Source organism: Vibrio sp. Vb0304, assembly GCF_033338995.1.
GTDB classification, from domain to species: Bacteria; Pseudomonadota; Gammaproteobacteria; order Enterobacterales; family Vibrionaceae; genus Vibrio; species Vibrio alginolyticus.
Genome location: NZ_JAWOTT010000022.1, coordinates 1 through 26,306 on the forward strand (window position 1 = coordinate 1; position 26,306 = coordinate 26,306).

At 46.1% G+C, this 26,306-nt stretch carries 19 protein-coding genes and 1 pseudogene; 5 read left to right on the plus strand and 15 right to left on the minus strand.

Annotated elements, in window-relative coordinates:
- Positions 1-1,003: 1,003 nt before the first annotated feature.
- The gene (locus tag R7P35_RS19465; protein WP_203346148.1) at positions 1,004-2,575 is read left to right on the plus strand and encodes an ABC-F family ATP-binding cassette domain-containing protein; all 1,572 of its coding nucleotides are present in this window, start codon (positions 1,004-1,006) and stop codon (positions 2,573-2,575) included.
- Positions 2,572-3,719, plus strand: a pseudogene (locus R7P35_RS19470) (MFS transporter). The gene R7P35_RS19465 and the pseudogene R7P35_RS19470 overlap by 4 nt, the downstream one beginning before the upstream one ends.
- Before the next feature lie 74 nt (positions 3,720-3,793).
- Here the strand turns inward: R7P35_RS19470 and fis are convergent.
- The 9 genes from fis to R7P35_RS19515 form a co-directional block, all read right to left on the minus strand.
- Positions 3,794-4,090 carry a DNA-binding transcriptional regulator Fis gene (gene fis / locus R7P35_RS19475; RefSeq protein WP_000462885.1) on the minus strand — a complete coding sequence of 99 codons (297 nt, stop codon included), beginning with the start codon at positions 4,088-4,090 and terminating at the stop codon, positions 3,794-3,796.
- Positions 4,091-4,113: 23 nt separating this feature from the next.
- Entirely contained in the window at positions 4,114-5,082 is a 969-nt protein-coding gene (gene dusB / locus R7P35_RS19480) for a tRNA dihydrouridine synthase DusB (protein ID WP_005382505.1), read from the minus strand.
- A 139-nt stretch (positions 5,083-5,221) separates the two neighbouring features.
- A complete protein-coding gene (gene prmA / locus R7P35_RS19485; protein ID WP_047010245.1) occupies positions 5,222-6,109 on the minus strand; it encodes a 50S ribosomal protein L11 methyltransferase in 888 nt (295 codons plus the stop codon).
- Positions 6,110-6,274: 165 nt separating this feature from the next.
- Entirely contained in the window at positions 6,275-7,618 is a 1,344-nt protein-coding gene (accC, locus tag R7P35_RS19490) for an acetyl-CoA carboxylase biotin carboxylase subunit (protein ID WP_005382509.1), read from the minus strand.
- Positions 7,619-7,632: 14 nt separating this feature from the next.
- The gene (gene accB, locus R7P35_RS19495) at positions 7,633-8,094 is read right to left on the minus strand and encodes an acetyl-CoA carboxylase biotin carboxyl carrier protein (RefSeq protein WP_005386355.1); all 462 of its coding nucleotides are present in this window, start codon (positions 8,092-8,094) and stop codon (positions 7,633-7,635) included.
- A gap of 61 nt (positions 8,095-8,155) precedes the next feature.
- Positions 8,156-8,605 (minus strand): type II 3-dehydroquinate dehydratase, encoded by a 450-nt coding sequence (gene aroQ, locus R7P35_RS19500; protein ID WP_005382360.1) that lies wholly within the window; start codon positions 8,603-8,605, stop codon positions 8,156-8,158.
- A gap of 303 nt (positions 8,606-8,908) precedes the next feature.
- The gene (gene acs / locus R7P35_RS19505) at positions 8,909-10,861 is read right to left on the minus strand and encodes an acetate--CoA ligase (RefSeq protein WP_054575311.1); all 1,953 of its coding nucleotides are present in this window, start codon (positions 10,859-10,861) and stop codon (positions 8,909-8,911) included.
- A gap of 237 nt (positions 10,862-11,098) precedes the next feature.
- Positions 11,099-11,728 (minus strand): 3'-5' exonuclease, encoded by a 630-nt coding sequence (locus tag R7P35_RS19510; protein ID WP_213905014.1) that lies wholly within the window; start codon positions 11,726-11,728, stop codon positions 11,099-11,101.
- Between the two features lie 33 nt (positions 11,729-11,761).
- Entirely contained in the window at positions 11,762-13,588 is a 1,827-nt protein-coding gene (locus R7P35_RS19515) for a DUF294 nucleotidyltransferase-like domain-containing protein (RefSeq protein WP_258458396.1), read from the minus strand.
- 233 nt (positions 13,589-13,821) lie between these two features.
- Between R7P35_RS19515 and R7P35_RS19520 the strand changes: the two genes are divergently transcribed.
- Together R7P35_RS19520 and R7P35_RS19525 are read left to right on the plus strand one after the other, a co-directional pair.
- Positions 13,822-15,009 carry a 3-phenylpropionate MFS transporter gene (locus R7P35_RS19520; protein WP_053307400.1) on the plus strand — a complete coding sequence of 396 codons (1,188 nt, stop codon included), beginning with the start codon at positions 13,822-13,824 and terminating at the stop codon, positions 15,007-15,009.
- A gap of 135 nt (positions 15,010-15,144) precedes the next feature.
- Positions 15,145-18,576: a PAS-domain containing protein gene (locus R7P35_RS19525; protein WP_171343369.1), complete on the plus strand. Its 3,432-nt coding sequence runs from the start codon at positions 15,145-15,147 to the stop codon at positions 18,574-18,576.
- Between the two features lie 91 nt (positions 18,577-18,667).
- On the opposite strand, the gene R7P35_RS19530 is transcribed toward R7P35_RS19525, so the two are convergent.
- The 5 genes from R7P35_RS19530 to R7P35_RS19550 form a co-directional block, all read right to left on the minus strand.
- On the minus strand, positions 18,668-20,053 hold the full coding sequence (locus tag R7P35_RS19530; RefSeq protein WP_171343370.1) for a class II fumarate hydratase: 1,386 nt from the start codon (positions 20,051-20,053) through the stop codon (positions 18,668-18,670).
- Between the two features lie 17 nt (positions 20,054-20,070).
- Positions 20,071-20,448, minus strand: a complete 378-nt coding sequence (locus R7P35_RS19535; RefSeq protein WP_005382370.1) for a hypothetical protein — start codon at positions 20,446-20,448, stop codon at positions 20,071-20,073.
- Between the two features lie 199 nt (positions 20,449-20,647).
- Entirely contained in the window at positions 20,648-21,130 is a 483-nt protein-coding gene (locus R7P35_RS19540; RefSeq protein ID WP_005382371.1) for a hypothetical protein, read from the minus strand.
- A gap of 108 nt (positions 21,131-21,238) precedes the next feature.
- The gene (locus R7P35_RS19545; protein WP_005382372.1) at positions 21,239-22,966 is read right to left on the minus strand and encodes a sodium:solute symporter family protein; all 1,728 of its coding nucleotides are present in this window, start codon (positions 22,964-22,966) and stop codon (positions 21,239-21,241) included.
- Positions 22,967-22,978: 12 nt separating this feature from the next.
- A complete protein-coding gene (locus tag R7P35_RS19550; RefSeq protein ID WP_005382373.1) occupies positions 22,979-23,242 on the minus strand; it encodes a DUF4212 domain-containing protein in 264 nt (87 codons plus the stop codon).
- A gap of 520 nt (positions 23,243-23,762) precedes the next feature.
- On the opposite strand from R7P35_RS19550, the gene R7P35_RS19555 reads away from it, so the two are divergent.
- Positions 23,763-25,514, plus strand: coding sequence for a potassium/proton antiporter (locus R7P35_RS19555; protein WP_005382374.1), 1,752 nt, complete (start codon positions 23,763-23,765; stop codon positions 25,512-25,514).
- Here the strand turns inward: R7P35_RS19555 and R7P35_RS19560 are convergent.
- Entirely contained in the window at positions 25,511-26,140 is a 630-nt protein-coding gene (locus tag R7P35_RS19560) for a response regulator (protein ID WP_005382375.1), read from the minus strand. The genes R7P35_RS19555 and R7P35_RS19560 overlap by 4 nt on opposite strands.
- Positions 26,141-26,306: the final 166 nt, after the last annotated feature.

Consider the following 26,306-nt stretch of genomic DNA (forward strand, 5'->3'; position numbering starts at 1 on the left):
AGTTGGTTAGAATACCGGCCTGTCACGCCGGGGGTCGCGGGTTCGAGTCCCGTCCACTCCGCCACTTATATTAAGCCCCAGTCGAAAGACTGGGGCTTTTTTCGTTTTGGTTCCCCGACTTACCTTAAACCCACTTTCGTATTGAAACCTTGCATCGAGAGGCCGGCTTCCCTCTGGCGATGCTTTCTAAGCCCTATATGAGTGAAGTGGAACTCAGTTTTGTGTGGTTTCTACTGAACCGGGTCCTAGTATCGAGCGCTAGTTCTCAGCCCTTGTGCTTACTTACCAAAGCTTCCTTTATTATTACCTGGAAAATTTATTCACTAGGTTATGTTATTTTCGGGGGAGATTTCTCTGCTTTAGATGTTTTGATTTAGCCATAGGCGCTTATTAATATAAACTCAGCGCATTTAAAACTTTCCAAACATGGATTTTGTTTTGTCGACCTATTTAAGCCAGTGTCTTAAAGTATATTCGCTACTTCTTCCCTCTAACCCTCTCCAACCTTCAAAGCCACCACTACGTACGTATAACGTGAGCGGTATAGGTGCTTTCATAGCTGTGTTTGCTGAGTAAGCAGTTCACCTGGCACATTGACTGAGGAAAAGTCTTCTTTCTGTGGACCTTCGTGTAAGTCACGATAGTTTTAATAATTATCTGGTACTTTTTATTCTAAAGGTGTACGCTTCACATCGAATATTTTTTCGACAGTAAATCATGTTATATCTCTTGTTTAAAAGCTTTGTAAGAAGGCTGAACTCCATGCAAAAAACGCGATGAAGTGTTGCTCGGAGTCTTAAATTAATCTTCATCAGGTGTTTTATGTGTGGGTAGCTTCGCTGAAGTTATACGCAGGAGCTTGTACACCTGATAAAAGAGAAGAGATGGCCGGTGATATTTCATCATCGGCCTTTTTGTATCTGTTAAGCAGCTACAAAGCATTACCCAGTATTGAAATAAGGGCCGGTATTGATCACCGGCCCTTTTTTATTTGGTTGAAAACATGAGTATTTTACAAGTTAAAAATTTGTCTTATCAGATAGCTGATAAGACGTTATACAACAACGTAACCTTTCGTATTAACGTGGGAGAGAAAATAGGTATCACCGGAGCGAATGGTGTTGGAAAAAGCACCTTATTAAAATTGCTTATTGGTGAATTATCTGCAGATAAGGGCTGCATTGACTGGTTACCAAACCTTGAGGTGGGGTATTTAGAGCAACATTTTAAGATGGATAATGCGCTGACGGTTTATGAATGCTTAAAGAGTGCTTTTGAGAACTTATACGCTGCCGAGCAGAAGCTTTGGACTTTGTATCAGGCGATGACCGAGTCTCACTCTACATCTCTTTTAAGCCAAGTCGCTCGGCTACAGGCATATTTAGAAGATGAAGACTTCTATGCAATTAATACCAAAATTGAACGAGTTGCTGTAGGTCTTGGTATTTATCAATTTGGCTTAGATACACCGCTTGTCTCGCTAAGTGGTGGTCAAAGACACAAAGTCCTTTTAGGCAAGTTGTTACTTCGCAACCCCGATGTGTTAATTCTTGATGAGCCGACAAACTATCTTGATGCTCCGCACATTGAATGGCTAGTCGCGTTTCTCAATGATTACATTGGCACCGTTTTACTGGTTTCTCATGATATTGATTTCCTTAATCAAGTAGCGACCAGTGTTTGTGATATTGATTATCAAACGGTTCGAAAATACAGCGGTACTTATGTCAAAGCAATGCAGCAAAAGCAGCACGACGGTGCTTTATTAGAAAAGCAATATAAGGCTCAGCAAAGTGAAATTCGAAAGTTAGAGAAATTTATTGCCCAAAATGGTGCAGGAGTTAACGCCAGTCTTGCTAAAGGGCGTAAGAAGAGACTGGATAAAATCGAACGTATTCAACTGAATCATGTAGAGAAAGTATCGACGTTTGACTTTGCTTACCAGCCCATTGAGCAACCGAATGTGGTTGAGGCAAAAGCGTTGATGATCGGTTATCAGCAGCCTCTGCTTCCAGTATTTGATATCACGTTAGCGCGCGGGGAAAAGTTGGTTGTTGCTGGCTTTAACGGCGTGGGTAAGTCGACCTTACTTAAAACCCTGATGGGGAAGATCGAGCCACTCTCTGGTGAGGTGGTATTGGCAAAAGGTGCAATGATTGGTTATTTTTCTCAAGATTTGTCTTGGCGCCATCCTCAGAACACGCCTGAACAGGAGCTGTGCTCTTGTGCGCCAACAATCTCAAGCAAAGAGTCACGCAAGCTATTAGCTCGCTTTGGGATTACGGGGGATAAGACGCAGCGCCACTTAGATACATTGAGCGGTGGTGAGCAAACTCGGGTGAAGTTGTGTTGTTTATCGGTTCAGAAATGCAATGTTTTGCTGTTGGACGAACCAACAACACATTTGGATAGCAGCAGCAAAAATGCGCTTAAAGAGGCTCTCCAGCGCTTTTCCGGTAGCGTGATTGTGGTATCTCATGAGAAGGCATTTTTGCAATCTTGGCCTGATAGAGTTTTAGATATTTCGTTGCTCACTTGTGCTGAATCGAAAACAGAACAGGAGGTGGAGCTATGATGCAGTCCATGATCCTATTTCTCGTTGCTTTTCTTGTTGGTGCTGATGAGTTGATGCTTGGATCTATTCTTGAACCTATCGGAAATGATTTAAGTGTTCAACCGAGTCAGGTGACCTTATTTATTACGGCATATAGTTTAGCCATAGCAATTTTCGCTCCTTACTTGGGCCGTTTATCAGACCGAGTTGGGCGTATTCGAATCATGGTGCCTGCTCGCTTTGTATTTGGGGTTGCGTCTATTACGACGGGCATAGTTCATGATTTTGAACTTGCTATTGCAACTCGAGTGATCACTGGTATTGCAAGTGCAGGCATGTTGCCAATTGCATTCGCGTTAGCGGGAGACGCGAAGGGTAATAGAGCGATGCGTCAAATTGTGATGGTTCAGGCGGGATTAACGCTAGGTATGATAACCAGCCCGGCGCTCGGAGCATTGTTGACCCAGCTTTTATCATGGCGTGCCGCTTTTATTATTTTGGGCGTTGCGGCTCTTCTTGTCAGTGCCATGAGCGTAGTGTTCATGAACAACAAGCATAATGAGTCCAAGAAGTCAGATACTCTGCCACCTATCGCAGACGTCATTCATCTTCCAGGCGCGTTGAGAGCGATTCTAGCGATGTGTTTAGGCCTAGGGGGAGGTATTACCTGATAGGCCTCCATATTCGAGATACCAGCGAGTTGGCGCTCGGTTGGGTGGGCGCTATTTATGCTGCTCTAGGGATCGTGAGTGTGGTTGGAAATATGTGCGTGGGGAGAGCTTGCCGTTGGCTTGGTAGCTCTCGAGCTGTTATGCGAGTGGCTTTAATGGTGTGCATACCTTGCAGTGCATGGGTGTTCTCAAGTGAGATGAGTACGGTTACCGCTTATCTTCCAGCTCTAGTGCTCTGGTCTCTTGCTGGAGGGGTTGGTTCTTCGGCATTACAAGCACATATCGCAAGCTTATCTGATGAATATCGAGGTGTGTTAATGTCTTTTGGAATGAGTATGATGCACTTTGGTGTCGCGATTTGGTCTGCCTTGGCGGGCTTCGCGTATTCTGTAGGCAATGAATGGGTCGCTTTCGTGGCTTTGCTATTGTTTGGCTCAGCAGTAGTTATCTTAAAGCCAGTTGGTAATACTGAACAAAGTGAGCGTTATTCGTAGTGTTTTAGTAGATAAAGAAAAGCCGTTACCTAAAAAGGTAACGGCTTGTTCCAAATACTTTTTGAAAAACGGTCTTAGTTCATGCCGTATTTCTTAAGTTTCTTGCGAAGAGTACCGCGGTTGATACCCATCATAGTTGCTGCGCGAGTTTGGTTACCGCGAGTGTACTGCATGATAGTATCTAGTAGTGGCTGTTCAACTTCAGCTAGAACTAATTCGTATAGTTCTGTTACTTCCTGGCCGTTTAGTTGAGCAAGGTAGTTTTTAAGAGACGCTTTAACAGAGTCACGTAAAGGCTTCTGAGTAATCTGGTCTTGTGACGTTACTGTAGTTACTGTTAATGCTTCTGAAGTCAGATTTTGTTCGAACATATTCGGTCTAGCTCTTCTCTTAATTATGATGCAACGTTATCAAAATAACCTTCTAACGCCTCAATTTGCAGCGGAGCTGCGTCGATAGCGTTGAAGGTACGGCGAAACTCACTTGCCTGTTCATGCTCTTTCAGGTACCACCCAACGTGCTTGCGCGCGATACGTGGACCTAAGAACTCCCCATAAAACTCATGCAGAGCATTTACATGACCAAGCATAATGGTTTTCACTTCCTCAGTTGGAAGTTCCTCCATTGTGGTGCCGTTTTCCAAATAGTGATGGATTTCCTGGAAAATCCAAGGACGACCCTGGGCAGGGCGTCCAATCATTAAAGCGTCCGCACCGGTGTACTCCAGTACAAATTTGGCTTTCTCCGGGCTATCGATATCACCGTTCGCGATAACCGGAATTGAAATCGCCTCTTTTACCGCTTTAATGCTGTCATATTCGGCCTCACCTTTGTACATACATGCTTTCGTTCTGCCATGCAGAGCAAGAGCTTGTATGCCGCAGTTTTCGGCTAATTTAGCGATCTGGACACAGTTCTTGTTGTCTGTATCCCAGCCAGTTCGAGTCTTTAACGTTACAGGAACGTCCACTGCATTCACGACCGCTTTCAAAATCTCTTCGATAATGTTTGGGTATTGAAGCAGAGCAGAGCCCGCTAGCTTCTTATTCACTTTTTTTGCCGGGCAGCCCATGTTGATGTCGATGATTTGTGCACCGTTCTCAACACTGAATTGAGCTGCGTCCGCCATAAGCTGTGGATCGGAACCTGCAATCTGTACAGAGCGAATGCCCGATTCGCCCTCGTGTACCATGCGCTGTTTCGACTTTGACGTTCCCCATAGTTTTGGGTTAGCGGACATCATTTCACTGACGGCCATTCCCGCACCATAGCGAAGACACAACTCGCGAAACGGTCTATCCGTTACACCAGCCATAGGGGCTACGATTAGATTGTTCTTAAGTTGATAGTTTCCGATTTTCAAAACGTCATCACAGTTCTGTACCAGCAAGGGCGCGCATTTTACGCATTTTTTCACTGCGTGAAAAGACTAATATTTGAGCATTTACAAATTGTTTTTGTAAATTGTATGAATTTCAAACAATTAGCTCTGAAAACCTTGTCTAGCCTTGCTTACGACCAGAGATGCGACACCATTCACTTTGCTCAACAATCGGGTCAATGTGAAGCTCGTCACGGTAATAGTTCGCAACATCTTCAGCTTGAGTGTCTAATACGCCGGACATAGCGAGGTCGCCATTTGGCTTAACTAGCCCTTTGATGATAGGTGCAAGTTCACGTAAAGGTCCCGCAAGGATGTTGGCCACAACGACGTCAGCGACGAGACCTTCAGGTTGATTTTGCGGTAAGTAAACTTCTAGTTTGTCTGCAACGCCATTACGCTCAGCATTGTCTTTTGAAGCAAGCAGGGCTTGAGGATCAATGTCGATCCCTATCACTTTTTCAGCGCCCAGTTTGATCGCTGCGATCGCAAGAATACCTGAGCCACAACCGAAGTCGATAACGGTCTTACCGCTTAAGTCCATGCTTTCTAGCCACTCAAGACAAAGTGCTGTTGTAGGGTGAGTACCCGTACCGAATGCAAGGCCTGGATCCAACATAACATTAACAGCGTCAGGATCTGGAATGTCGCGCCAGCTTGGACAAATCCATAAGCGTTCACCAAATTTCATTGGGTGGAAGTTTTCCATCCATTCGCGTTCCCAGTCTTTATCTTCAAGCTGTTCTACTTTGTAAGCAAAATTGTCAGCCAGCATGTTGCTCGCTTTAACTTGGTCGATGATGAAGTTAGTGTCTGCTTCTGCATCATACAGTGCCAGAATATCAGTATCGCCCCATAAGCGAGTTTCGCCAGGTAGAGGTTCGAATACAGGTGTATCCTGCGCGTCTAAGAATGTAACAGACAGCGCGCCAGTCTCTTCCATTAGCATATCGCCGATTTGCTCAGCGTTTTCATTGGTCGCGTTGAGTTTGATTTGAATCCAAGGCATTGGTTTTTGCTCTTAAAGTGAATGAAGTGGCGCAGAGTTTACCAGAACTCTACGATTTGTTTGAGTATATACCCAAATAAGCCGATTTATATGTTGAGCCGTTCGCGTACATATAAAACAAAAATGCCCACGGGAGTGGGCATTTTTTAAGACGTTTGCTTAGGCTTATTGTAAGCCAAGCTTCTTCTCTAGGTAGTGGATGTTTGCACCACCGTGTTGGAAGTTTTCGTCATTCATAATGGAGAATTGCAGTGGCACGTTAGTTTTGATGCCTTCGATGATCATCTCACCCAGTGCGTTTTTCATACGTGCAATCGCTACATCACGGTTCTCACCGTAAGTGATCAGTTTACCAATCATTGAATCGTAATGAGGTGGTACTGTGTAGCCTGTGTAGATATGAGATTCCCAACGTACACCCATACCGCCAGGAGCGTGGAAACGCTCGATCTTACCCGGAGATGGTAGGAAGCGCTCAGGGTCTTCTGCGTTGATACGACACTCAATCGCATGGCCACGGATCTTAATATCATCTTGAGTGAATGACAGAGGCTGACCCGCTGCAACACGAAGCTGCTCTTTGATTAGGTCGATGCCAGTAACCATCTCTGTTACTGGGTGCTCTACCTGAATACGAGTGTTCATTTCGATGAAGTAGAACTCACCGTTCTCGTATAGGAATTCAAACGTACCTGCGCCGCGGTAACCGATCTCGATACATGCACGAGTACAGCGTTCACCGATGTACTTACGCATTTCTTCGGTGATACCAGGTGCTGGAGCTTCTTCCACTACTTTTTGGTGACGACGTTGCATTGAACAGTCACGCTCACCAAGGTGGATTGCGCCGCCTTGACCGTCAGCAATAACCTGAACTTCAACGTGACGAGGGTTTTCTAGGAATTTCTCCATGTAAACCATGTCATTGTTGAACGCCGCTTTTGCTTCAGCACGTGTCATTGCAATAGCTTGGATAAGGTCTTTCTCTGCGCGAACAACACGCATACCACGACCGCCGCCGCCGCCAGATGCTTTGATGATTACTGGGTAACCAATGCGCTTAGCAAATGCTTTGTTTTTCTCTTCGTCATTGTCTAGAGGGCCGTCAGAACCCGGTACACAAGGAACGCCTGCTTTCTTCATTGCATTGATAGCAGATACTTTATCGCCCATTAGGCGGATAGTGTCTGCCTTTGGGCCAACGAAGATGAAACCACTGCGCTCAACTTGCTCTGCGAAGTCTGCGTTCTCAGACAGGAAGCCGTAACCTGGGTGGATAGCCACAGCACCAGTCACTTCTGCTGCAGAAATGATGCGTGGAATGTTTAGGTAGCTGTCGATACCACGAGCAGGGCCGATACATACGGTTTCGTCTGCGAGTAGTACGTGCTTAAGATCGCGGTCCGCTGTTGAGTGAACAGCGACGGTCTTAATACCTAATTCTTTACAAGCGCGAAGAATACGAAGTGCAATTTCACCTCGGTTCGCGATGACTACTTTGTCTAGCATAAGGCAAGCCCCGCTTATTCGATTACAACAAGAGGTTGGTCGAATTCAACTGGTTGGCCGTCTTCAGCTAGGATTGCTGTAACAACGCCAGATTTGTCCGCTTCGATTTGGTTCATCATTTTCATTGCTTCAACAATACATAGAGTATCGCCAGCATTTACTTTCTGACCCACTTCTACGAATGCTTTAGAGTCTGGGCTTGGAGAGCGGTAGAAAGTACCAACCATTGGAGAAAGAACTTGGTGACCTGCAGGTGTTGCTGCTGGAGCTTCTGCTGCTGGCGCTTCCGCTACTGGTGCCGCTGCTACTGGAGCAGGTGCCGCCGCTGGAGCTGCTGCGTAGTGAATTGGTGCTTGAGGAGCTGCAGTGCCATGACGGCTGATGCGCACTGACTCTTCACCTTCAGAGATCTCTAGCTCAGCAATGCCAGACTCTTCAACTAACTCAATTAGCTTCTTGATTTTACGAATATCCATCTTTTCTTTCTCTTTTATCTTGTGATTAAGACAACCCTCGTAGGGTTGCAGAGTGTTAGGGTTACTTTGCCTGTAGCTTATTGATCGCTGCAGACAGAGCAAATTCATAACCTTGTGCGCCTAAACCGCAAATCACACCCTCTGCTTTATCTGACAGATAAGAGTGATGACGGAATGGTTCACGTGCGTGCACATTTGATAAGTGCACCTCAATAAATGGGATGGCGACGCCAAGTAATGCATCTCGCAGCGCCACACTAGTATGAGTGAAAGCCGCTGGATTGATGATGATGAAGTCAATCTTGCCATAGGCAGCGTGAATGGCTTCAATCAGTTCGTACTCACGATTTGATTGTAGGTGTTCCAGTTCTACCCCAGCGTTATGGGCTTGCTCTGTAAGAGTATCCACAACTTGAGCTAAGGTACTGTGACCATAGTGTGTCGGTTCGCGCAGACCCAATAGATTAAGATTTGGTCCGTTTAGAACAAGAATCCGTGACTTTGCAGACATTGTGTTGCTATCTTCCCTTATCGTGAGTGGAACGTTTATATTCCCAAATATACGATAGTTCAGCACGATTTTTTTGTTAAAACCGAGCAAATTTTAAAAAATCGACCAAGATTATAGCTAATTCATAGCAATTAGCAGCAATTTACTGGTCTAATCTCCTAATAGCCACTCTCGTTTCTGTAACCAAGTTAACAAAAACAACATAATTGCCATATTTTTTGTGTGGCTAATTTGTGCACTAAAGCAAAAAACCGCCATGAGTGATGGCGGTTTTTAAAGTGCTTTTAAAACAGTTGGTTGAATTTATGCCAATTCTGCTTTCTCTGCGATAAGTTTATCTACAACGCTCGGATCGGCAAGCGTTGATGTGTCTCCGAGGTTGCTGGTATCACCCGTTGCAATTTTACGCAGGATTCGACGCATGATCTTACCAGAACGAGTCTTCGGTAAGGAATCCGTCCAGTGCAGTACATCTGGTGTTGCAATTGGACCAATCTCTTTACGCACCCAATCTTTCACTTCTTTGTGTAGCTCTGCTGACGGGAATTCACCATCGTTCAAGGTAATGTAAGCGTAGATAGCTTGGCCTTTGATATCATGCGGAATGCCCACAATAGCGGCCTCAGCAATTTTATGATGTGCGACAAGAGCCGATTCTATTTCAGCGGTACCCATGCGGTGACCCGACACGTTTAGTACGTCATCAACACGGCCCGTGATCCAGTAGTAACCGTCTTCGTCACGACGAGCCCCATCACTAGTAAAGTACATTCCCTTGAAGGTTGAGAAGTAGGTCTGTTCAAAGCGCTCGTGGTCGCCATAAACAGTACGCATCTGACCTGGCCATGAATCAAGGATCACCAAGTTACCTTCTGCTGCGGTTTCTTCAATGATGTTGCCCATGTTATCAACCAGTGCAGGTTGGACTCCGAAGAATGGTCGAGTTGCTGAGCCTGGTTTTAAATCTGTTGCACCTGGTAGTGGTGCAATTAAGATACCGCCGGTCTCTGTTTGCCACCAAGTATCAACGATAGGCGAGCTCTCGTTACCAATCGTTTTGTAGTACCACTCCCACGCTTCAGGGTTGATAGGCTCACCTACTGAACCCATTACACGTAAGCTTGAACGAGATGTCCCTGCTACCGCTTCGTTACCTTTTGCCATTAGTGCACGAATAGCGGTTGGCGCAGTGTAGAGAATGTTCACTTGGTGCTTATCAACCACTTCACTCATACGAGCCGTGCTTGGGTAGTTTGGAACACCTTCAAACAGAATGGTTTTGGCCCCGTTCGCTAGTGGACCATAAATTAGGTAAGTATGGCCTGTAATCCAGCCCACATCCGCGGTACACCAGAAGGTTTCTCCTGGTTGATAATCGAAGACATATTTAAAGGTCATTGCCGCGTAGACGAGGTAACCGCCTGTAGTATGTAGTACGCCTTTAGGTTTACCTGTCGAGCCAGATGTGTAGAGGATGAACAGCGGGTCTTCGGCTTTCATCTCTTCTGGTGGGCAAACGTCAGAAACGTTGGCTGTTGCTTCGTGCCACCAAACATCACGGTGTTCATGCCATTCAACATCACCACCTGTACGTTTAAGCACGACGACTTTACTGATGGTTTTCACGTCTGGGTTGGTTAGTGCTTCATCCACGTTCTTTTTCAGTGGAACAGCGCGTCCGCCACGTACGCCTTCGTCTGCGGTGATCACGACTTTAGCGTCAGAGTCGATGATACGGCCGGATAGCGCTTCTGGTGAGAAACCGCCAAATACTACGGTGTGAACCGCACCAATACGGGTACAAGCGAGCATAGCCACAGCGGCTTCTGGCACCATTGGCATGTATAGACACACCACGTCTCCCTTGCGTACGCCTTGCTCTTTCAATGCGTTGGAGAATTTACACACTTCTTTGTGCAGTTCGTTGAAAGTGAGTGTTTTGTCGTCGGCTGGATCATCGCCTTCCCAAATGATGGCGACGTCGTCCCCGTGTTCTGCAAGATGACGGTCAATACAGTTAGCCGAGACGTTCAGTGTGCCATCTTCAAACCAGCGAATATCAACATGGCCAGTGTCGAAAGAAGTGCTTTTTACTTTGGTGAAAGGTTTGATCCAATCAACGATTTTGCCGTGTTCGTTCCAGAAGCCCTCTGGATCGGTTACCGACTGCTGATACATGGCTAAGTAAGTATCATTATCCGCGTGTGTATGAGTTTTAATATTTTCTTTTACCGGATAAACGTGGGCTTCGCTCATGGCTTCTCTCCTTGTGCCTTATTTCTCGGCCTTACACCAATCTAGATAAGATTTTGAATATATTTTTGTAGGGCTGTTTTTTGGTTCTAAATAACTTGGTCGTGGTAATGACGACGTTGTGCTTATAACTGTCAGTCACCGCGCGTATTTCCACAATTAGACTTTAGGATGAGAGTGATGGAAGCGCCGGGAAATCGCTGAAACAAAAGTATTTCTGGGAGCTAGGTCAACTGATTTTTATGTATACGGCGCGGTTAGGTTGGGTAAATCGCCTTTCGTTAAGCGGACAAAGACCAAAGCGGCAGAAATCGCGTCTTGCAAGGCGTCGTGTTTGTCTTGGATAGGAAGTTCGAGGTGTTTACAAATGGCATCCAGACTTAAGTCGAAATAGGCATTCGGCAAATGTCGTTCCAACTTATCGTGATAAATCTGACTGACCTCGATGAGTGGGTTAGGAAGTGGGAAGCCAAGTTGCCGCAGACAAGCAAGGTCTAAGATCTTTTTATCGTAACGAATGTGATAGCCCACAAGTGGTCGGTTGCTGATAAAGTCGAGCAGCTCGAGCAGCGCCTCTTTTTCACTGATGCCATCGACTAAGTCTTGGTGGCGAATTCGATGGATCTTGACCGAGCCTGAGTCGAGCGATTGCGGCGCGCGTAAGCGGACTTCAAATGGTTGACTGGTGATGATGCGGTTGTCGATGATCTTGGTGGCTGCAATAGTCACCAGCTCGGCGCGATTTGGGTCAAGGCTGGTGGTTTCGCAGTCAAGAGAGACGTATTCTGTTTTATCTGGCGTGCAAAACAGCGACTGATAAGGCGAGCCTTTCAATTTGTAATGCCAATATTTGCGTTGTAACCAGTTCATTGCTTACGCCTCTGTGATTTATGAAAATCAGGGTTAATCACGAATTTGATAATGGAAGCCTAAAAATTGCTTAAATTTCTTCACCACATGTAAGCTGTGGCGAAGCAAATCACGCTCAGTTCTATCCAGTTGTTTAATATCAATGTTATTCAACGCTTCTTGCTTTTTGAGTTGCTGATTAAGACGAAGTTTAAAGAACAATTTAAGTGCTTCGTTGAGATTATCTGCCGTTTCGGATTCTAAGATGCGCTTATTTCTCAGAGCTTCAATGCGTTCAAACGTGTTCTTCTCTTCAATGGCATACTCCAAAGACAAGGCGCGAATGCCGTGTACAATTGGGAAAATACCGCCGCGTTTAATGTCCAATCCGTCTTTAGCACTTTTTACGTTGCCAAATAGAGTTAGGGGCACCGAAAACTGCAAGGCAGGGCGAGTAAAATCAGACAATATCAACATGCGATCTTTCATTGTGTCACGAAGATGCGCCGCAATTGGAGCCAGCAGCTCGCAATTCCCAGCAACAGCATGGGCGTCACTGAAAATGGCTAAGTCCATGATTTGTTCTGGTTCGGCTTTAGCTATCCAGTGGTTTAGGGTGCTTATCCATTCTTGCTGTGTTTTGACCCATTTCGGGTTGTTAACCATCACTTTACCAGGGCAAAGTGGATAACCGAGCTGTTGTAGGGTGTGTGTGAAGGATTGCATCACTTGTTCGCAATGAGGCCATTCCAGACCATCTTGAATAATCAGGGCATTGTCTTGATCGGTTTTGAGAATTTGCTCTCCTCGGCCTTCAGAGCCGAGTACGATCAAGCAACAATGGTCGTGCAAGGCTGGTGGTATCACTAACTCGAACGCTTTCTCGATAATTTGTTCGTTTACGGCTGAGATAAGCTCCATGATGAAGCGAGTGCGGATGCCGTTTTTCAATAAGCTCTCGACCAATTGACGTTGGCGGTTTGAGGCCAAAGCGAGCTCTTCCACGCTGCTTGCTCGAGCAATACTGAGCGTTAACACGTGAGAGTGGGTTGAGAACGCGCTAAGAATTTGGGTCATATCCAGCATGCCGACAGCTCTGTTGCCTTCACATACCATGAGGCGTTTCATTCTATTTCTGGTCATTGTGATCATGGCGTTGAATAGAAAGTCTCCATCATCAACGTGATAAACAGGAAAGCTCGCGATCTCACCCACTGGTGTGTCGAGCGCGCAACCATCTATCATCACAGAATGCAGCATATTAGTACGAGTCACTATTGCGTACGGGTGGGCTGATGGCCATTTTTCCAATCGTGGATCATCGCCATGGAGTTGAACCAATGCAGCGTCAATCCCATTTTCTTTTAAGGAACGTGTTACCTCGTTAATTGGTGTATTTGGTTCAAGGATCATCGGTGGGTGATAAATGCTGCGGTCAACTTTAGTGAGAATAAACTCCGCTAAGTTTTGCTGTTGATGGGCCGCTTCGATGAGCTCTTGCCGTTTCGATAAATTGTTATCGAAATAGGCTGCAAACTGGCCATTTTCGTTGTAAAGGGCAAGGAAAATTTCTTTCGGCAGTAGGTAAGAGAGCGTGTCCTCAAGCGCGATGTAGTGATGACGTACCTTGTCTTCAAGTAACGAGCGTACATCGAACATATCGTCGTTGGCATAATGTGCGAACACTTCCTGTTGATCGTTGGAGCGCTCTTCTACCGCGCCTTTGATCAGAATATGTAAGTGGGGGTTCTTCTGTCCGCAGGATAAAATAACATCTCGAGCTCGATAGTAGGCGACGTCCAGAGACGATCGCAGTCGCGTTTGTTGTGCTTCAGTTAAGCGATCGAACGGTGGAGATTGCATGTTAAATTTGTCAGGCATGAGAACACCCAATAATGATGGAAGGAACACTCTCTAAGTCTGACAAATTTCTTACCGGAAGCCAGACGACTTTGGTCTAAATTACGATGTTTTCGTTTGAAGATGCCAAATGTCGCAAAGTTAGTATTCCATCGAGGAAACGATAAGTTTCTTATTCTTCCCTTTTTATAATACGCATGGCGATACATAATTCCCGGCTCGAACGTTGGTGTTCCCGTTTTAGGATATTAGTAATGTTGAAACCTTCTCCGTATGGCTGGATTTCCCAGTACTTTCTCGGATTCTTCTTTGCGTATGGCGTGTATCTGCCATTTTGGTCACTTTGGTTTAAGGATCAGGGCGTATCTTCGACAGATATCGGTTTGCTGGTCGGGTTAGGCCTTGCGACACGTTGTGTTGCCAATATCGTGATCACCCCACGAGTACACAAAGTCGAACATCTTATGCCTGCTTTACGTTGGTTGAGTTTCGCTGCCCTCCTTTTTGTTGGATTTCACTTTTTTACGGGTGGTAGCTTTTGGTTAATGGCACTAGCGACAGTGTTGTTCAATCTTTGTTGTGGACCGATTATTCCGTTGTCGGACGCGATGGCAAATTACTACGCTCGCCTGAAAATGCTCGATTATGGCCGCACGCGGCTATGGGGTTCGATCGCCTTTATCGCAGGCTCGACGGCAGTGGGCTACCTGGTGGCTGAATTTGGCTCCGATATGATCTTGTATACTGCGATGTTCGGCGTGTTTATCTCGTTGCTGTTTGCTATGCGACCGACTAACCCAATGCCTGTAACGCACGGTGGGCAAAGCGCAGAACGTCCAAAGCTGACCGCTCTTTTGACCGACAAGCCGATACTAAAATTCTTAGTGTTGGTGTCACTAATTCAGGGCAGTCATGCGGCTTACTACGGCTTTAGTGCGATTCACTGGAAGGCCGCTGGTCACTCGGAAGATGTCATTGGCTACTTGTGGAGCTTAGGAGTAGCCGCAGAAGTGGCAGTGTTTGCACTGAGTAAGCGTTTATTCGTAGGTTGGTCAATACGCGCGCTGTTTATTGCTGCTGCCGTTGGTGTAATGATGCGTTGGGGTATTACGGCGTCGACAACATCAATTATTGCTTTGGTGGTTGTTCAACTATTGCATGGTGTGACTTTTGCTACCGCACACATTGCCGCGATCCAATATATCCAAAACTCCGAAGAAAATAAGATCGTAGCGTTGCAAGCGTTGTATAACGCGATTCCGTTGGGCGCATTTATCGCGTTAATGACCGTATTGAGTGGTTGGGGTTATGAGCACTGGGGACCGCTTGTGTTCTGGGGCATGGCCGCGATGGGGTTATTGGCTCTGTTCATCAAGCTTGATTCACAAGACCCACATCAGGTGGTTGATGTATCAGACAAGCCACTTGAAACACAGAATTAGACTTATGTAACAAAGGTTAAAAACTAAGCTTTGTCTCCGTTATCAAAGCGGTGTTAAATGAAACCTCTCCCTCATGGAGAGGTTTTTTTATTCTCTTGCTTTAAAAGTAGCAAGAAAGGCAAGAAAGGATATCGGATGCAAGGATGGCTGGTGGTTCCCGTTTCTTTAGCGTATTTGGGAGCTTTATTTATCATCGCGTGGTACGGCGACATTCAGAAAAGGTGGCTAGCGCGCTGGCGGCCTTGGATTTATAGTCTTTCCATTGCGGTGTACTGTACATCATGGACCTTCTACGGCACGGTCGGGCAGGCCAGCAGTAATCCTTGGTCTTTCTTGCCCATCTATATTGCCCCCATTTTAGTGTTTACCATCGGATGGCGCGTTTTAGCTCGGCTTATTTTGATTGCTAAACGGGAACACATCACGTCGATTGCTGACTTTATCGGAGCACGCTACGGTAAATCCCAAGGTTTGGCCGTGGTTGTTACGCTCATAGCGGTTGCGGGAATTTTGCCGTACATCGCTTTACAGCTGCGTGGTATCACTATGGGGCTTGAAATTATTGCTCCGGAGCTGGCTACTGATTTTGGTTATCAAAACGATAGCGTGTCGTGGTTTGTTGTGGTCGCATTGGCGATTTTTACGATGCTATTCGGTACCCGCCACATTGATAACACGGAACACCATCGTGGGATGATGATGGCAATTGCCTTCGAATCCATTATCAAACTGCTGGCTTTTTTAGTGGTTGGTGTCTTCATTGTTTGGTTGGCGATGAACTCCGAGAATTTGAGCTTAATTGATGTTGCCGCACAGACGTATCAGTCACCAAATATCCCGACTATATTGATTCATACTGTACTGACCATGCTGGCGATAGTTTGCCTTCCGCGACAATTCCATACGATGGTGGTAGAAAATGAACGTGCTCAAGATTTGCATGTGGCTCGTTGGTTGTTCCCCATTTATCTGATCTTAATGGGGATTTTTGTCTTACCTATTGCGTGGGTAGGGCAAGGTCTCTTGAGTGGCGCTTCGCCTGATACTTATGTCATCAGTGTGCCGATGTCGGTAGGGGCGAGTGAAATCGCCTTGCTTGCGTTTTTAGGCGGTACTTCAGCGGCAAGTGGCATGGTTATCGTATCGACGATTGCCTTAGCGATCATGGTCTCGAATGACTTGGTTATGCCATTGCTATTGCGTCGCATGCGACTGACGCAGCGTAACCATCACCATTTTTCTGAATTATTACTGCGGATCCGCCGTGGTTTGATATTAGTTTTGTTGATTGGTGCGTGGTGTTTCTATCAAGCGTTGGACACTATTCATTCACTTTCTGCTATCGGCTTTCTCTCGTTCGCGGCTATCACGCAATTCGCTCCTGCGCTGGTTGGCGGTATGTATTGGCGTCAAGGGAATAAGAAAGGTGTGTATGTTGGCCTCGCGGTGGGTTTTGCTACCTGGTTGATTACGTTAATGAGCCAAACAGACATGCTTGCCGGAGACGCCAGTAATAACTTCCTGATCTGGTTGATTACGCCACCAGAGGTATTGGCTAGCTTTGATATCGCGATTTCAGATTGGGGGATGATCCTCAGTGTGGTCGCTAATGCAGTGTGTTTTGTTGTGGTTTCTATGGCTACCCGACCAAGCTTAAGTGAGCGCTTACAATCGGCATCATTCGTTGGTACACCGTTGCCTGAAAGCGAAAATATGAGTCTGTACCAGAGCCGCGTTACGGTTGCAGAACTGGAAATGCTAGCGTCCAGATTTGTAGGACGAACGCGAGTTAAAGCGGCGTTTCAAGCCTACTGGAGCCAACAACGAGAAGAGTTAATGCCGAATCAGCAAGCGCCATCTTCTCTGATTCGGCATACGGAGCGTGTGCTGGCAGGGGTATTTGGTGCATCTTCTGCTAAGTTAGTGCTTACTTCCGCTCTGCAAGGAAGAAACATGCAGCTTGAAGAGGTGGCGACTATCGTCGATGAAGCCTCTGAACTGTACGATTTTAGTCGGGGTTTACTCCAAGGCGCGATTGAGCATATTGGACAAGGTATTGCGGTCGTCGATAAGCAACTACGCTTGGTAGCGTGGAACCAACGCTATTTAGAACTCTTTGAATTTCCGCCAGGCCTGATTCAAGTAGGTCGACCGATTGCGGATGTGATTCGGCACAATGCAGAGCAGGGGTTGTGTGGCCCTGGTGACCCTGATGACCACGTCCGTCGCCGTGTTTATCACCTTGAGCAAGGGACTCGGCACACCTCTTCTCGGGTTCGTCCCGATGGTCGCGTGATAGAGGTGCAAGGTAACCCAATGCCAGGTGGTGGCTTTGTGATGAGCTTTACCGACATCACCGTATTCCGTGATGCAGAGCAAGCACTGAAAGACGCCAACGAGACATTGGAAGAAAGGGTACGTCTGCGGACTCGAGAATTAGAACAACTTAACAAGCAACTGGTGGAAGCGACGCAGCGCTCGGATTTGGAATCGAAGTCCAAATCACGGTTCTTGGCGGCAGTAAGCCATGACTTGATGCAACCGCTCAACGCGGCGCGTCTATTCGCTTCTTCACTATCGGAAGTCGCCAAAGACAGCGAAGCCAAAAAGCTGTCAGCACACATTGAAAGTGCTTTAGAGGCTGCCGAAGACTTAATTGGAGATTTGCTGGATATCTCGCGTTTGGAATCGGGCAAGTTGGAAGTCAACGTGCATGGCTTTGCGTTAAATGATGTGTTATCGAATTTGAATGCTGAGTTTAGTGCGTTAGCCAAACAGCAAGGTATAGAGTTCACCATGATTCCGTCCTCACTCATGGTTAAGTCGGATCCCAAACTGCTGCGCCGTGTGGTGCAAAACTTCCTGACCAATGCGTTTCGTTATAACCCGAATGGCAAAGTCGCACTCGGTGTTCGCCGCGTGAAAGGGCGAGTGCGTATTGATGTATGGGATAATGGAGTGGGGATTGAAGAAGAGAAGCAGCAAGAGATTTTTGAAGAGTTTAATCGCGGAACTCAAGTTCGTTCCGACCAAGGTCTCGGACTTGGTTTGGCGATTTCGAAAGGAATTGCTCAGGTACTTGGGCATGAAATTTCGATGCGCTCTTGGGTTGGAAAAGGCAGTGTTTTTTCCATCACCCTAGATAAAGCTGATCATGTTCAGCCTCATCCAGTTCACGTGGCGATGAATAAGCAATCTGAACTTGGTCATCTGAGAATCCTATGTGTCGATAATGAGCCTGACATTCTAGTCGGCATGGAAACCTTACTTTCCCGATGGGGTTGCGATACACGAGTTGCGATTGATTTAGTTGAAAGTCTACAAGCGCTTGAGGATGGTTGGATTCCGGATGTAATTTTCTCCGATTACCGACTTGATGATGGTCGTACTGGTTTAGAAGTGCTACAGCAATGCCGCCTGAGATTAGGCCACAGCTTTGAAGGCGTCATCATCAGTGCAGATCGTACCGATGATATGCTTGATGGCATCAAAGCAAATGGGTTCAGCTTTATTGCTAAGCCAGTTAAGCCGCTTAAGCTGCGTTCGGTGCTCAATCGAGTCGCTTAGGATTGGAGTGTTTGAAAAATCGCTATAAAAAGAGACCTCCGAATGGAGGTCTCGATGTTTGTAATCTTAGTTGATAGGCTGAGTTTGCCGCTTATTCTGCGACGCCGCCTTGAGTCAGTTTGGCTGGATTAAGCAATCGCTCTAGTGTGGCTCTATCCAAATCAGTTTCTTCTTCCGCGACATCAATAATCGCGCGTCCCTGTTTGTAGGCTTTTTTCGCGACTTCTGCCGCTTTTAGGTAACCAATGACCGGGTTGAGAGCCGTGACCAAAATAGGGTTTTTGGCGAGTGCTACATCCAAGTTATCTTGGCGAACTTCAAACGTCGCAATGGCTTTGTCAGCTAAAGCGGTTGCGCTGTTAGAGAGTAACTCGATGCTCTCCAATACGTTATGAGCAATAACTGGCAGCATGACGTTAAGCTGGAAGTTGCCCGCTTGGCCTGCGACGGTAATGGTGGTGTCATTACCAATGACTTGCGCTGATGCCATAGCTGCGGCTTCTGGGATCACAGGATTTACTTTGCCAGGCATGATGGAAGAACCCGGTTGCAAGCCTTGTAATTCAATCTCACCTAAACCAGCCAATGGGCCTGAATTCATCCAACGAAGATCATTTGCGATCTTCATGATCGCAACTGCTGCTGTTTTGAGCTGTCCCGACAGAGCGACGATCGCATCTTGACTGCTTAAATTGAAAAAGAAGTTATCACTGGCCGTGAACTGAATACGAGTTGACTGGGTTAGGTTGCTAGCGAATAAGTCTGCAAAGCGTGGATCGGCATTGATCCCCGTTCCAACTGCCGTACCACCTTGGGCTAAGGCTTTTACAGCAGGAAGAGCTTGTTCAATCGCTTGTTTTGCATGCTCGATTTGGAACTGCCAACTGCCAAGTTCTTGAGCAAAGGTAATTGGCATCGCATCCATTAAGTGGGTGCGACCGGTTTTTACAACATCTTTCAATGCTTGTTGCTTAGACTCTAGTGTTTGGCTTAGGTGTGACAGGGCCGGGAAGAGCTGTTTTTCAATGGCTAATGCTGCGCTAACTTGAATGGCCGTCGGTACCACATCGTTGCTGCTTTGTCCCATGTTGACGTGATCATTAGGGCTGACAGTGCCGCCTAGATGCTGGGAGGCCAGTGTTGCAATTACTTCATTCGCATTCATATTTGAGCTAGTGCCTGATCCCGTTTGGAACACGTCAATTGGGAATTGCTCAATATGATTGCCTTCGATAATTGCTTGAGCTGCGTCAGCGATCGCGTTGGCAATATCTCCCTCAAGCAGCCCTAGCTGTGCGTTGGTGAGTGCCGCAGTCTGCTTGATGTGTGCTAACGCTTTGATAAAACCAGACGGCATTTTATGTTGACTGAATGAGAAGTTATCGACGGCGCGTTGAGTTTGGGCTTGGTAGAGAGCATCTGCAGGGACCGTTACTTCGCCCATACTGTCAGTTTCTATGCGGAATTCGGTGCTCATGGTAGGGATCCTTTTGGTTAATCGAGTGAGATTTGAATCAGGCGTAATTGTTGTTGTAGTGCGAGAAATTTCACGTCGCCTTGTTCAAACTGGTAGTAATAGCGTTTGAGGCAAAATAATGGCGTATGGATAGAATCGAGACAGACACGACGGAAGATACGACTGCGAGTTGAGTCTTGAATTGCGTCTAGTAAATGGAAATAAACCTGACGTAAAAACAGCTCACACAACAATAGATTTTCTTCATCGGCATCGTGTTCATAACAAGAAGACAACACCATTCCCCAATGAATATAGTCATGAATCACGTCTGGCTCAAAGCCATGTGGTGCGGCGAGAAGGAATCTATCTTGGGCTTTAAAAAATGCGTTAAAGATGTCCCGTTTGTTGTCCATAACCACCTCTCATTAAATGTAATGATAATTATTATCAATTAACTTGTGAGTTGGCAACCCTTTTTAGAGTAAGAGGTTGTTGAAGAAAGACTTACTGAAACAAAAGCCGACGCAAAGGCGTCGGCTGAGTAGGAATTCATTTATGCTGAGTGAAACTAAGTCACTGTCGTTTGAATACCGGTGAATTAGCTTGTCACCGTTATTCAGTAAATAAGGTTTCGTACTTCACAAATGCGGTTTGTGTTTCACCATAATACAGTGTACCGCCTGATTGAATGACGACTCTTAACCAGCTTTCTGCAGATGCAGGCTTTGGTAAGGTGATGTACCAGCTTTGGCCTGCTTGATCGGCGGGCTTCATATCAATCGGTTGAGCGTTTTTCTCTTTGTCACTCACAATAGAAACTTTAACACCTTCGAGTGGGTAAGCGGCGTTGAGTGATAATTCTAAGTTATTTTTAGTGAGTTTTTCCGAGCGAAATTTCACTTTAAAATCGCCATTTTCCATATCACACAGACCACTGGTGTAACGACAATTAGACTTACTCGCGAGTTTGTAAGTTTCCCCTTCTTGCGCCGCGTGGGGCTTCTCGCTGAGGGCCATATCGGTACCGAAGTAAGCGATCAAAGAGAGAACTGGCGCAATCAGTAGAGCGAGAATAAAGTGCTTGTTTTTGAACATCTTGGCTTCCTTGCAACGACATACTGCGAATATGGTAACTGAAAAGTGAGAATAAAAAAGCCCCGGACGGCTGGTTCCAAACGGGGCTTTTGTGGTTTTGATTAGTTTTTAGTGATCCACTGCACTACCAGCACCTACTGGCACGCGAACGTGTTCGACTAGGTCTTTTACTTCTTGTGGCGTTTCTGCTGTTACTTTGGAGACAGCGAATGCGACGATGAAGTTAAATAGTGCGCCAATAGCACCAAACGCGTTTGGCTCAATACCCAGGAACCAGTTTGTTCCCCAGCTTTCTAGATATTTCCAATCAGCAACGAAAAGGATGCCTTTGTGTTGGAATACGTAGAACAGCGTAATACTGATACCCGCAATCATACCGGCGATTGCGCCTTCTTTGTTGATGCTCTTGCTGAAGATGCCCATCATCAATGCAGGGAAGATGGATGAAGCGGCAAGACCAAAGGCGAGTGCTACCGTACCTGCGGCAAATCCAGGCGGATTTAAACCGAGATAGCCTGCGGCTGCTATCGCTACTGCCATTGATATTCGACTAGCAAGTAGCTCTTTTTTCTCGGATATGTTCGGATTGATAACCCCTTTGATTAAGTCATGGGAAATAGCTGAAGAAATGGCGAGTAGTAAACCTGCTGCGGTAGATAGTGCAGCTGCAAGACCACCTGCTGCCACAAGTGCAATCACCCAGTTTGGTAGTTTAGCGATCTCTGGGTTAGCCAATACCATGATGTCGTTATCAACGCGCAGTTCGTTGGTGGACGCATCTGAAGTGTATTGGATATTGCCATCGCCATTTTTATCGTCAAAACCGAGTAGTCCAGTTGTTTCCCAGTTTTTGAACCACGCAGGACGCTCGTCATACGCTAGGTGCTGACCCGGAGCTGGATTTACCGTATTCATTAGGTTGAGACGAGCCATCGCTGATACCGCTGGTGCAGTAGTGTAAAGGATTGCGATGAAGATCAGAGCCCAGCCTGCTGATGTACGTGCGTCGCGAACCTTCGGCACGGTAAAGAAACGGATAATTACGTGTGGTAGACCGGCAGTACCAATCATCAGTGACATGGTGTAGACAAACATATTAAGTGTGTCGCCACGTACTTGGGTCGTGTATTCACTGAATCCGAGTTCGGTCACCACTTGGTCAAGCCGATCGAGTAGATAGACATCGGTACCAGCCATGGTACTCCCTAGACCAATTTGTGGGATTGGGTTACCAGTGAGTTGCAGAGAGATAAAGATTGCAGGGATAGTGTAAGCAAGAATGAGTACGCAATATTGAGCAATCTGCGTGTAAGTGATGCCTTTCATGCCGCCAAGAACCGCGTACATGAAAACGATACACATACCAATTAATAGGCCAGTGGAGTAATCCACTTCTAAGAAGCGACCAAACGCAACGCCCACGCCTTTCATCTGACCGATAACATAAGTCACTGATGCGATGATAAGACAAACAACCGCTACGATACGTGCTGTGTTGGAGTAAAAGCGTTCACCAACAAACTCTGGCACCGTAAACTTACCAAATTTGCGTAGGTAAGGCGCTAGCAACAGCGCAAGCAGAACGTAGCCACCAGTCCAACCCATTAGAAATACTGAGCCGCCATAGCCCATGAAGGCAATTAAGCCTGCCATTGAGATAAACGACGCTGCGGACATCCAATCGGCTGCGGTTGCCATACCGTTTGCAATCGGGTTTACACCGCCACCAGCAACATAAAACTCTTTGGTTGATCCGGCGCGAGCCCAAATAGCAATCCCGATGTACAGGATGAACGTGGCGCCAACGACCAGGTAGGTAATAGTTTTCAAATCCATCTGAGTGACTCCTTATTCGTCCACGCCGAATTCACGGTCAATTTGGCGCATCTTCCATGCGTAATAGAAAATAATTCCTAGGAAGGCATAGATGGAGCCTTGTTGAGCAAACCAGAAACCGAGTTTGTAGCCGCCTAGTTGAAATTGATTTAGTACGTCGACAAATAAGATGCCGCAGCCGAAAGACACGACGAACCAGATGACCATTAGGCCGATCATGAGCTTCACGTTTTTGTCCCAATAGGCTTTGGCTCTTTCTTCGCTTTCAAATGCCATTGCCGTCTCCTTACGATTGGTATTGTTGTTAATGAAATGTTTCAATATGTACATTAGCAAGGTGTTGGCAATAACTCTTTTCAACTTTAGTCGGGGTGTTAAAAATGAAGAATCTCCATGCTATGGGCTTTTGCAGCGAATAAAGGGGTAAAATGTTATGTTAATAAACTGTTAAGTTAGCCAAAGGTCTAAAGGTTGATTGGATAAACAAGCATGATTAAGACGGGCCATTAATCTTTTCTTCATTGAATTTGGAGATGCTGTGTAAATATTGGTGGTGATCTTGTGGCTCTTAAAGAGATAAGGCGTAGATAAGAAAGCTCACAAGTAATTTATTTACATAAAGTTTTCGCATCAAATCACCGTTTTAACGCACAATAAAGTAATATAACTGAGTCATTCTCGTACAACCTCGCATTTTGAGACGGTGTAAAGGGGAGGCAGATTAGGGCATTACCTCATTAACGAAGTAGCCTTGCTCATCACAATTATTATCGTTTTTCATTAAGGGAGGGTGAGAATGGACGCAGACACCATTAACAGTTTTTTTCTAATAGGTGCGTTGTTAATCGCACTTAGCGTTCTTTTAAGCCCAGTGTCTTCTAAGTTGGGAATCCCAATTCTTTTGGTATTTTTAGCCGTTGGAATGCTGGCGGGGGAAGATGGCTTAGGCGGCATTTTATTCGATAACTTTTCCATCGCTTATTTGGTTAGTAACCTCGCATTAGCCATCATTTTGCTTGATGGTGGGATGAGAACGCGGGTCGCCAGCTTTAGGGTTGCGTTATGGCCCTCGGTCTCTTTGGCGACATTTGGCGTTGCGATCACCACCATTTTGACCGGGCTGATGGCAACGTGGTTATTCGACTTAGATTTATTGCAAGGCATATTGGTTGGTGCGATTGTTGGTTCCACCGATGCTGCCGCGGTCTTCTCTCTACTCAAAGGTCGTAGCCTGAACGAACGTGTTGGTTCAACGCTGGAAATTGAATCCGGCACCAATGACCCAATGGCGGTGTTTCTGACCGTAACTCTGATTGCTATTTTAGCGAACCCTGGCGCAGATTTAAGTGCGGGCTTTTTGGCGTTCAGTTTTCTTAAGCAGTTTGGTATTGGCGCGTTACTTGGCTTCGCTGGTGGCTGGATCTTATGGAAAGTTATCAATCGCAATCAATTACCAGATGGGCTGTATTCTATTTTAACGGTCAGTGGTGGCTTGCTTATTTTCGCTTTATCTAACACTTTGGGTGGCAGTGGTATTTTGTCGATTTACCTTGTTGGTCTTTTATTAGGTAACCGTCCAACACGCAGCCGCCACTCTATTCTTCATGTTTTAGATGGTATGACGTGGCTAGCTCAAATTGGTATGTTCTTGGTGCTTGGTTTGTTGGTTACACCATCCAATTTACTCTCTATTGCGTTGCCAGGTCTTGCGCTTGCTTTCGGGATGATTTTGTTTGCCCGACCAATCTCAGTTTGGATTGGTTTACTGCCATTCAAGAGTTTCACGCCACGTGAAAAGTGGTTTGTCTCTTGGGTAGGATTGCGTGGTGCTGTACCTATCATCCTCGCGGTATTTCCGATGATGGCAGGGTTGCCAGATGCTCAACTGTACTTCAATTTGGCATTCTTTGTAGTAATGGTGTCTTTGATAGTACAAGGGGGCACGTTGACTAAGGCGATGTCTCTTGCAAAGGTCGAGCTACCTTCTAAGCCTGAGCCAATTTCGCGTACGGGTGTAGAGATTTACCCGACCAGTGAGTGGGAGCTGTTTATCTATAGACTTAAAGCAGATAAATGGTGCATTGGTGAGCCATTACGTAGTCTTTCGATGCCGGAAGGAACGCGTATCGCCGCTGTATTTCGCAGTAAAGAGCTATTGCACCCATCCGGCAGTACGCGTCTTGAGGAAGATGATACCTTGTGTGTATTAGCACAAGAAAAGGATTTAGATGCACTGAGCTTACTGTTTAGTGAAGCCCCAGAGAAAGCGTCGCTAGCGCGATTCTTCGGTGACTTCTTCCTCGATATTGAAGTGAAGCTTGCCGATATTGCCGTGATGTATGGTTTGAATCTGGGGGATGAACCGCTGGATAAAAGTTTGAGAAACCTTGTCGAAGAGCAATTAGGTAGCACGCCAGTATTGGGAGACCATTTCGAGTGGCAAGGTTTGCATTGGATCGTCGCTGATGTTGTTGATCAGCAGGTCACTAAAGTCGGTATCCGATTGCCAAACGAAAAAAGTAAGTCTGACGATAAGACGTCAATCTAGTCGCTCATTTCCGTCAGCATAATCACGGCTTGCGTGCGGTTCTTTACACCGAGCTTACGGAAAATCGCTGTCATGTGCGCTTTTATGGTGGCTTCTGAAACATTCAATTCGTAAGCGATTTGCTTGTTCAGCAAGCCATCGGACAACATTCCCAACACTTTATATTGCTGCGGTGTTAGCGCAGCAATCTTTTCCGCTAAGTCATTACATGCCGCGTTATTGGTGATCAACCCTTCAGGGAAGTATGGGTCGCCATTCAGCACTTGATTGAGCGCGTTCACTAATTCGCGCATGTCGCTGGACTTGGGAATAAAACCAAATGCACCATGGCTTTTCACCTGCGTCACGATCGCCGGCTCTTCACTCGCTGAAACGACGACGATAGGTAAATCTGGATGCTCTGCTCGCAAATGAATCAAGCCAGACATACCATTTGCTCCTGGCATTTTGAGATCCAATAGCACTAAATCTGGCTCTTCCTCTCGCTCCAACAAAGCCAGAAGTGCGTCGAGTGAGTCCGCTTCCAGCAAATTTGCACCACTAATAGCCATGTGGATAGATTGAAACAAGGCGTTCCGGAAGAGTGGGTGATCATCTGCAATAATGATGGTGTAGGTCGAATCCATGACGTTAAACACTTTTGACTATTTCGTTAAATTTATTATTGTCCAGCTTTGAGAGAGTGGACAATATTTATTCGCTAAAAGTCTGAACCAAATCGACTTTTATTAGGAAAATTGCATATAAACGCAATGTTCTTATTCAAATCTGAGCAATAAAAAACGCCAGTGG

What these genes read in the sequence shown, in the direction of transcription:
- R7P35_RS19510 (WP_213905014.1), bottom strand. Translation starts at nt 11,728, where the DNA reads ATGAACTGGTTACAACGCAAATATTGGCATTACAAATTGAAAGGCTCG.
- R7P35_RS19550 (WP_005382373.1), bottom strand. Translation starts at nt 23,242, where the DNA reads ATGGCATTTGAAAGCGAAGAAAGAGCCAAAGCCTATTGGGACAAAAAC.
- fis (WP_000462885.1), bottom strand. Translation starts at nt 4,090, where the DNA reads ATGTTCGAACAAAATCTGACTTCAGAAGCATTAACAGTAACTACAGTA.
- accC (WP_005382509.1), bottom strand. Translation starts at nt 7,618, where the DNA reads ATGCTAGACAAAGTAGTCATCGCGAACCGAGGTGAAATTGCACTTCGT.
- R7P35_RS19555 (WP_005382374.1), top strand. Translation starts at nt 23,763, where the DNA reads ATGGACGCAGACACCATTAACAGTTTTTTTCTAATAGGTGCGTTGTTA.
- R7P35_RS19515 (WP_258458396.1), bottom strand. Translation starts at nt 13,588, where the DNA reads ATGCCTGACAAATTTAACATGCAATCTCCACCGTTCGATCGCTTAACT.
- R7P35_RS19540 (WP_005382371.1), bottom strand. Translation starts at nt 21,130, where the DNA reads ATGTTCAAAAACAAGCACTTTATTCTCGCTCTACTGATTGCGCCAGTT.
- acs (WP_054575311.1), bottom strand. Translation starts at nt 10,861, where the DNA reads ATGAGCGAAGCCCACGTTTATCCGGTAAAAGAAAATATTAAAACTCAT.
- aroQ (WP_005382360.1), bottom strand. Translation starts at nt 8,605, where the DNA reads ATGTCTGCAAAGTCACGGATTCTTGTTCTAAACGGACCAAATCTTAAT.
- R7P35_RS19465 (WP_203346148.1), top strand. Translation starts at nt 1,004, where the DNA reads ATGAGTATTTTACAAGTTAAAAATTTGTCTTATCAGATAGCTGATAAG.
- R7P35_RS19535 (WP_005382370.1), bottom strand. Translation starts at nt 20,448, where the DNA reads ATGGACAACAAACGGGACATCTTTAACGCATTTTTTAAAGCCCAAGAT.
- accB (WP_005386355.1), bottom strand. Translation starts at nt 8,094, where the DNA reads ATGGATATTCGTAAAATCAAGAAGCTAATTGAGTTAGTTGAAGAGTCT.
- R7P35_RS19520 (WP_053307400.1), top strand. Translation starts at nt 13,822, where the DNA reads ATGTTGAAACCTTCTCCGTATGGCTGGATTTCCCAGTACTTTCTCGGA.
- R7P35_RS19525 (WP_171343369.1), top strand. Translation starts at nt 15,145, where the DNA reads ATGCAAGGATGGCTGGTGGTTCCCGTTTCTTTAGCGTATTTGGGAGCT.
- R7P35_RS19530 (WP_171343370.1), bottom strand. Translation starts at nt 20,053, where the DNA reads ATGAGCACCGAATTCCGCATAGAAACTGACAGTATGGGCGAAGTAACG.
- R7P35_RS19545 (WP_005382372.1), bottom strand. Translation starts at nt 22,966, where the DNA reads ATGGATTTGAAAACTATTACCTACCTGGTCGTTGGCGCCACGTTCATC.
- prmA (WP_047010245.1), bottom strand. Translation starts at nt 6,109, where the DNA reads ATGCCTTGGATTCAAATCAAACTCAACGCGACCAATGAAAACGCTGAG.
- R7P35_RS19560 (WP_005382375.1), bottom strand. Translation starts at nt 26,140, where the DNA reads ATGGATTCGACCTACACCATCATTATTGCAGATGATCACCCACTCTTC.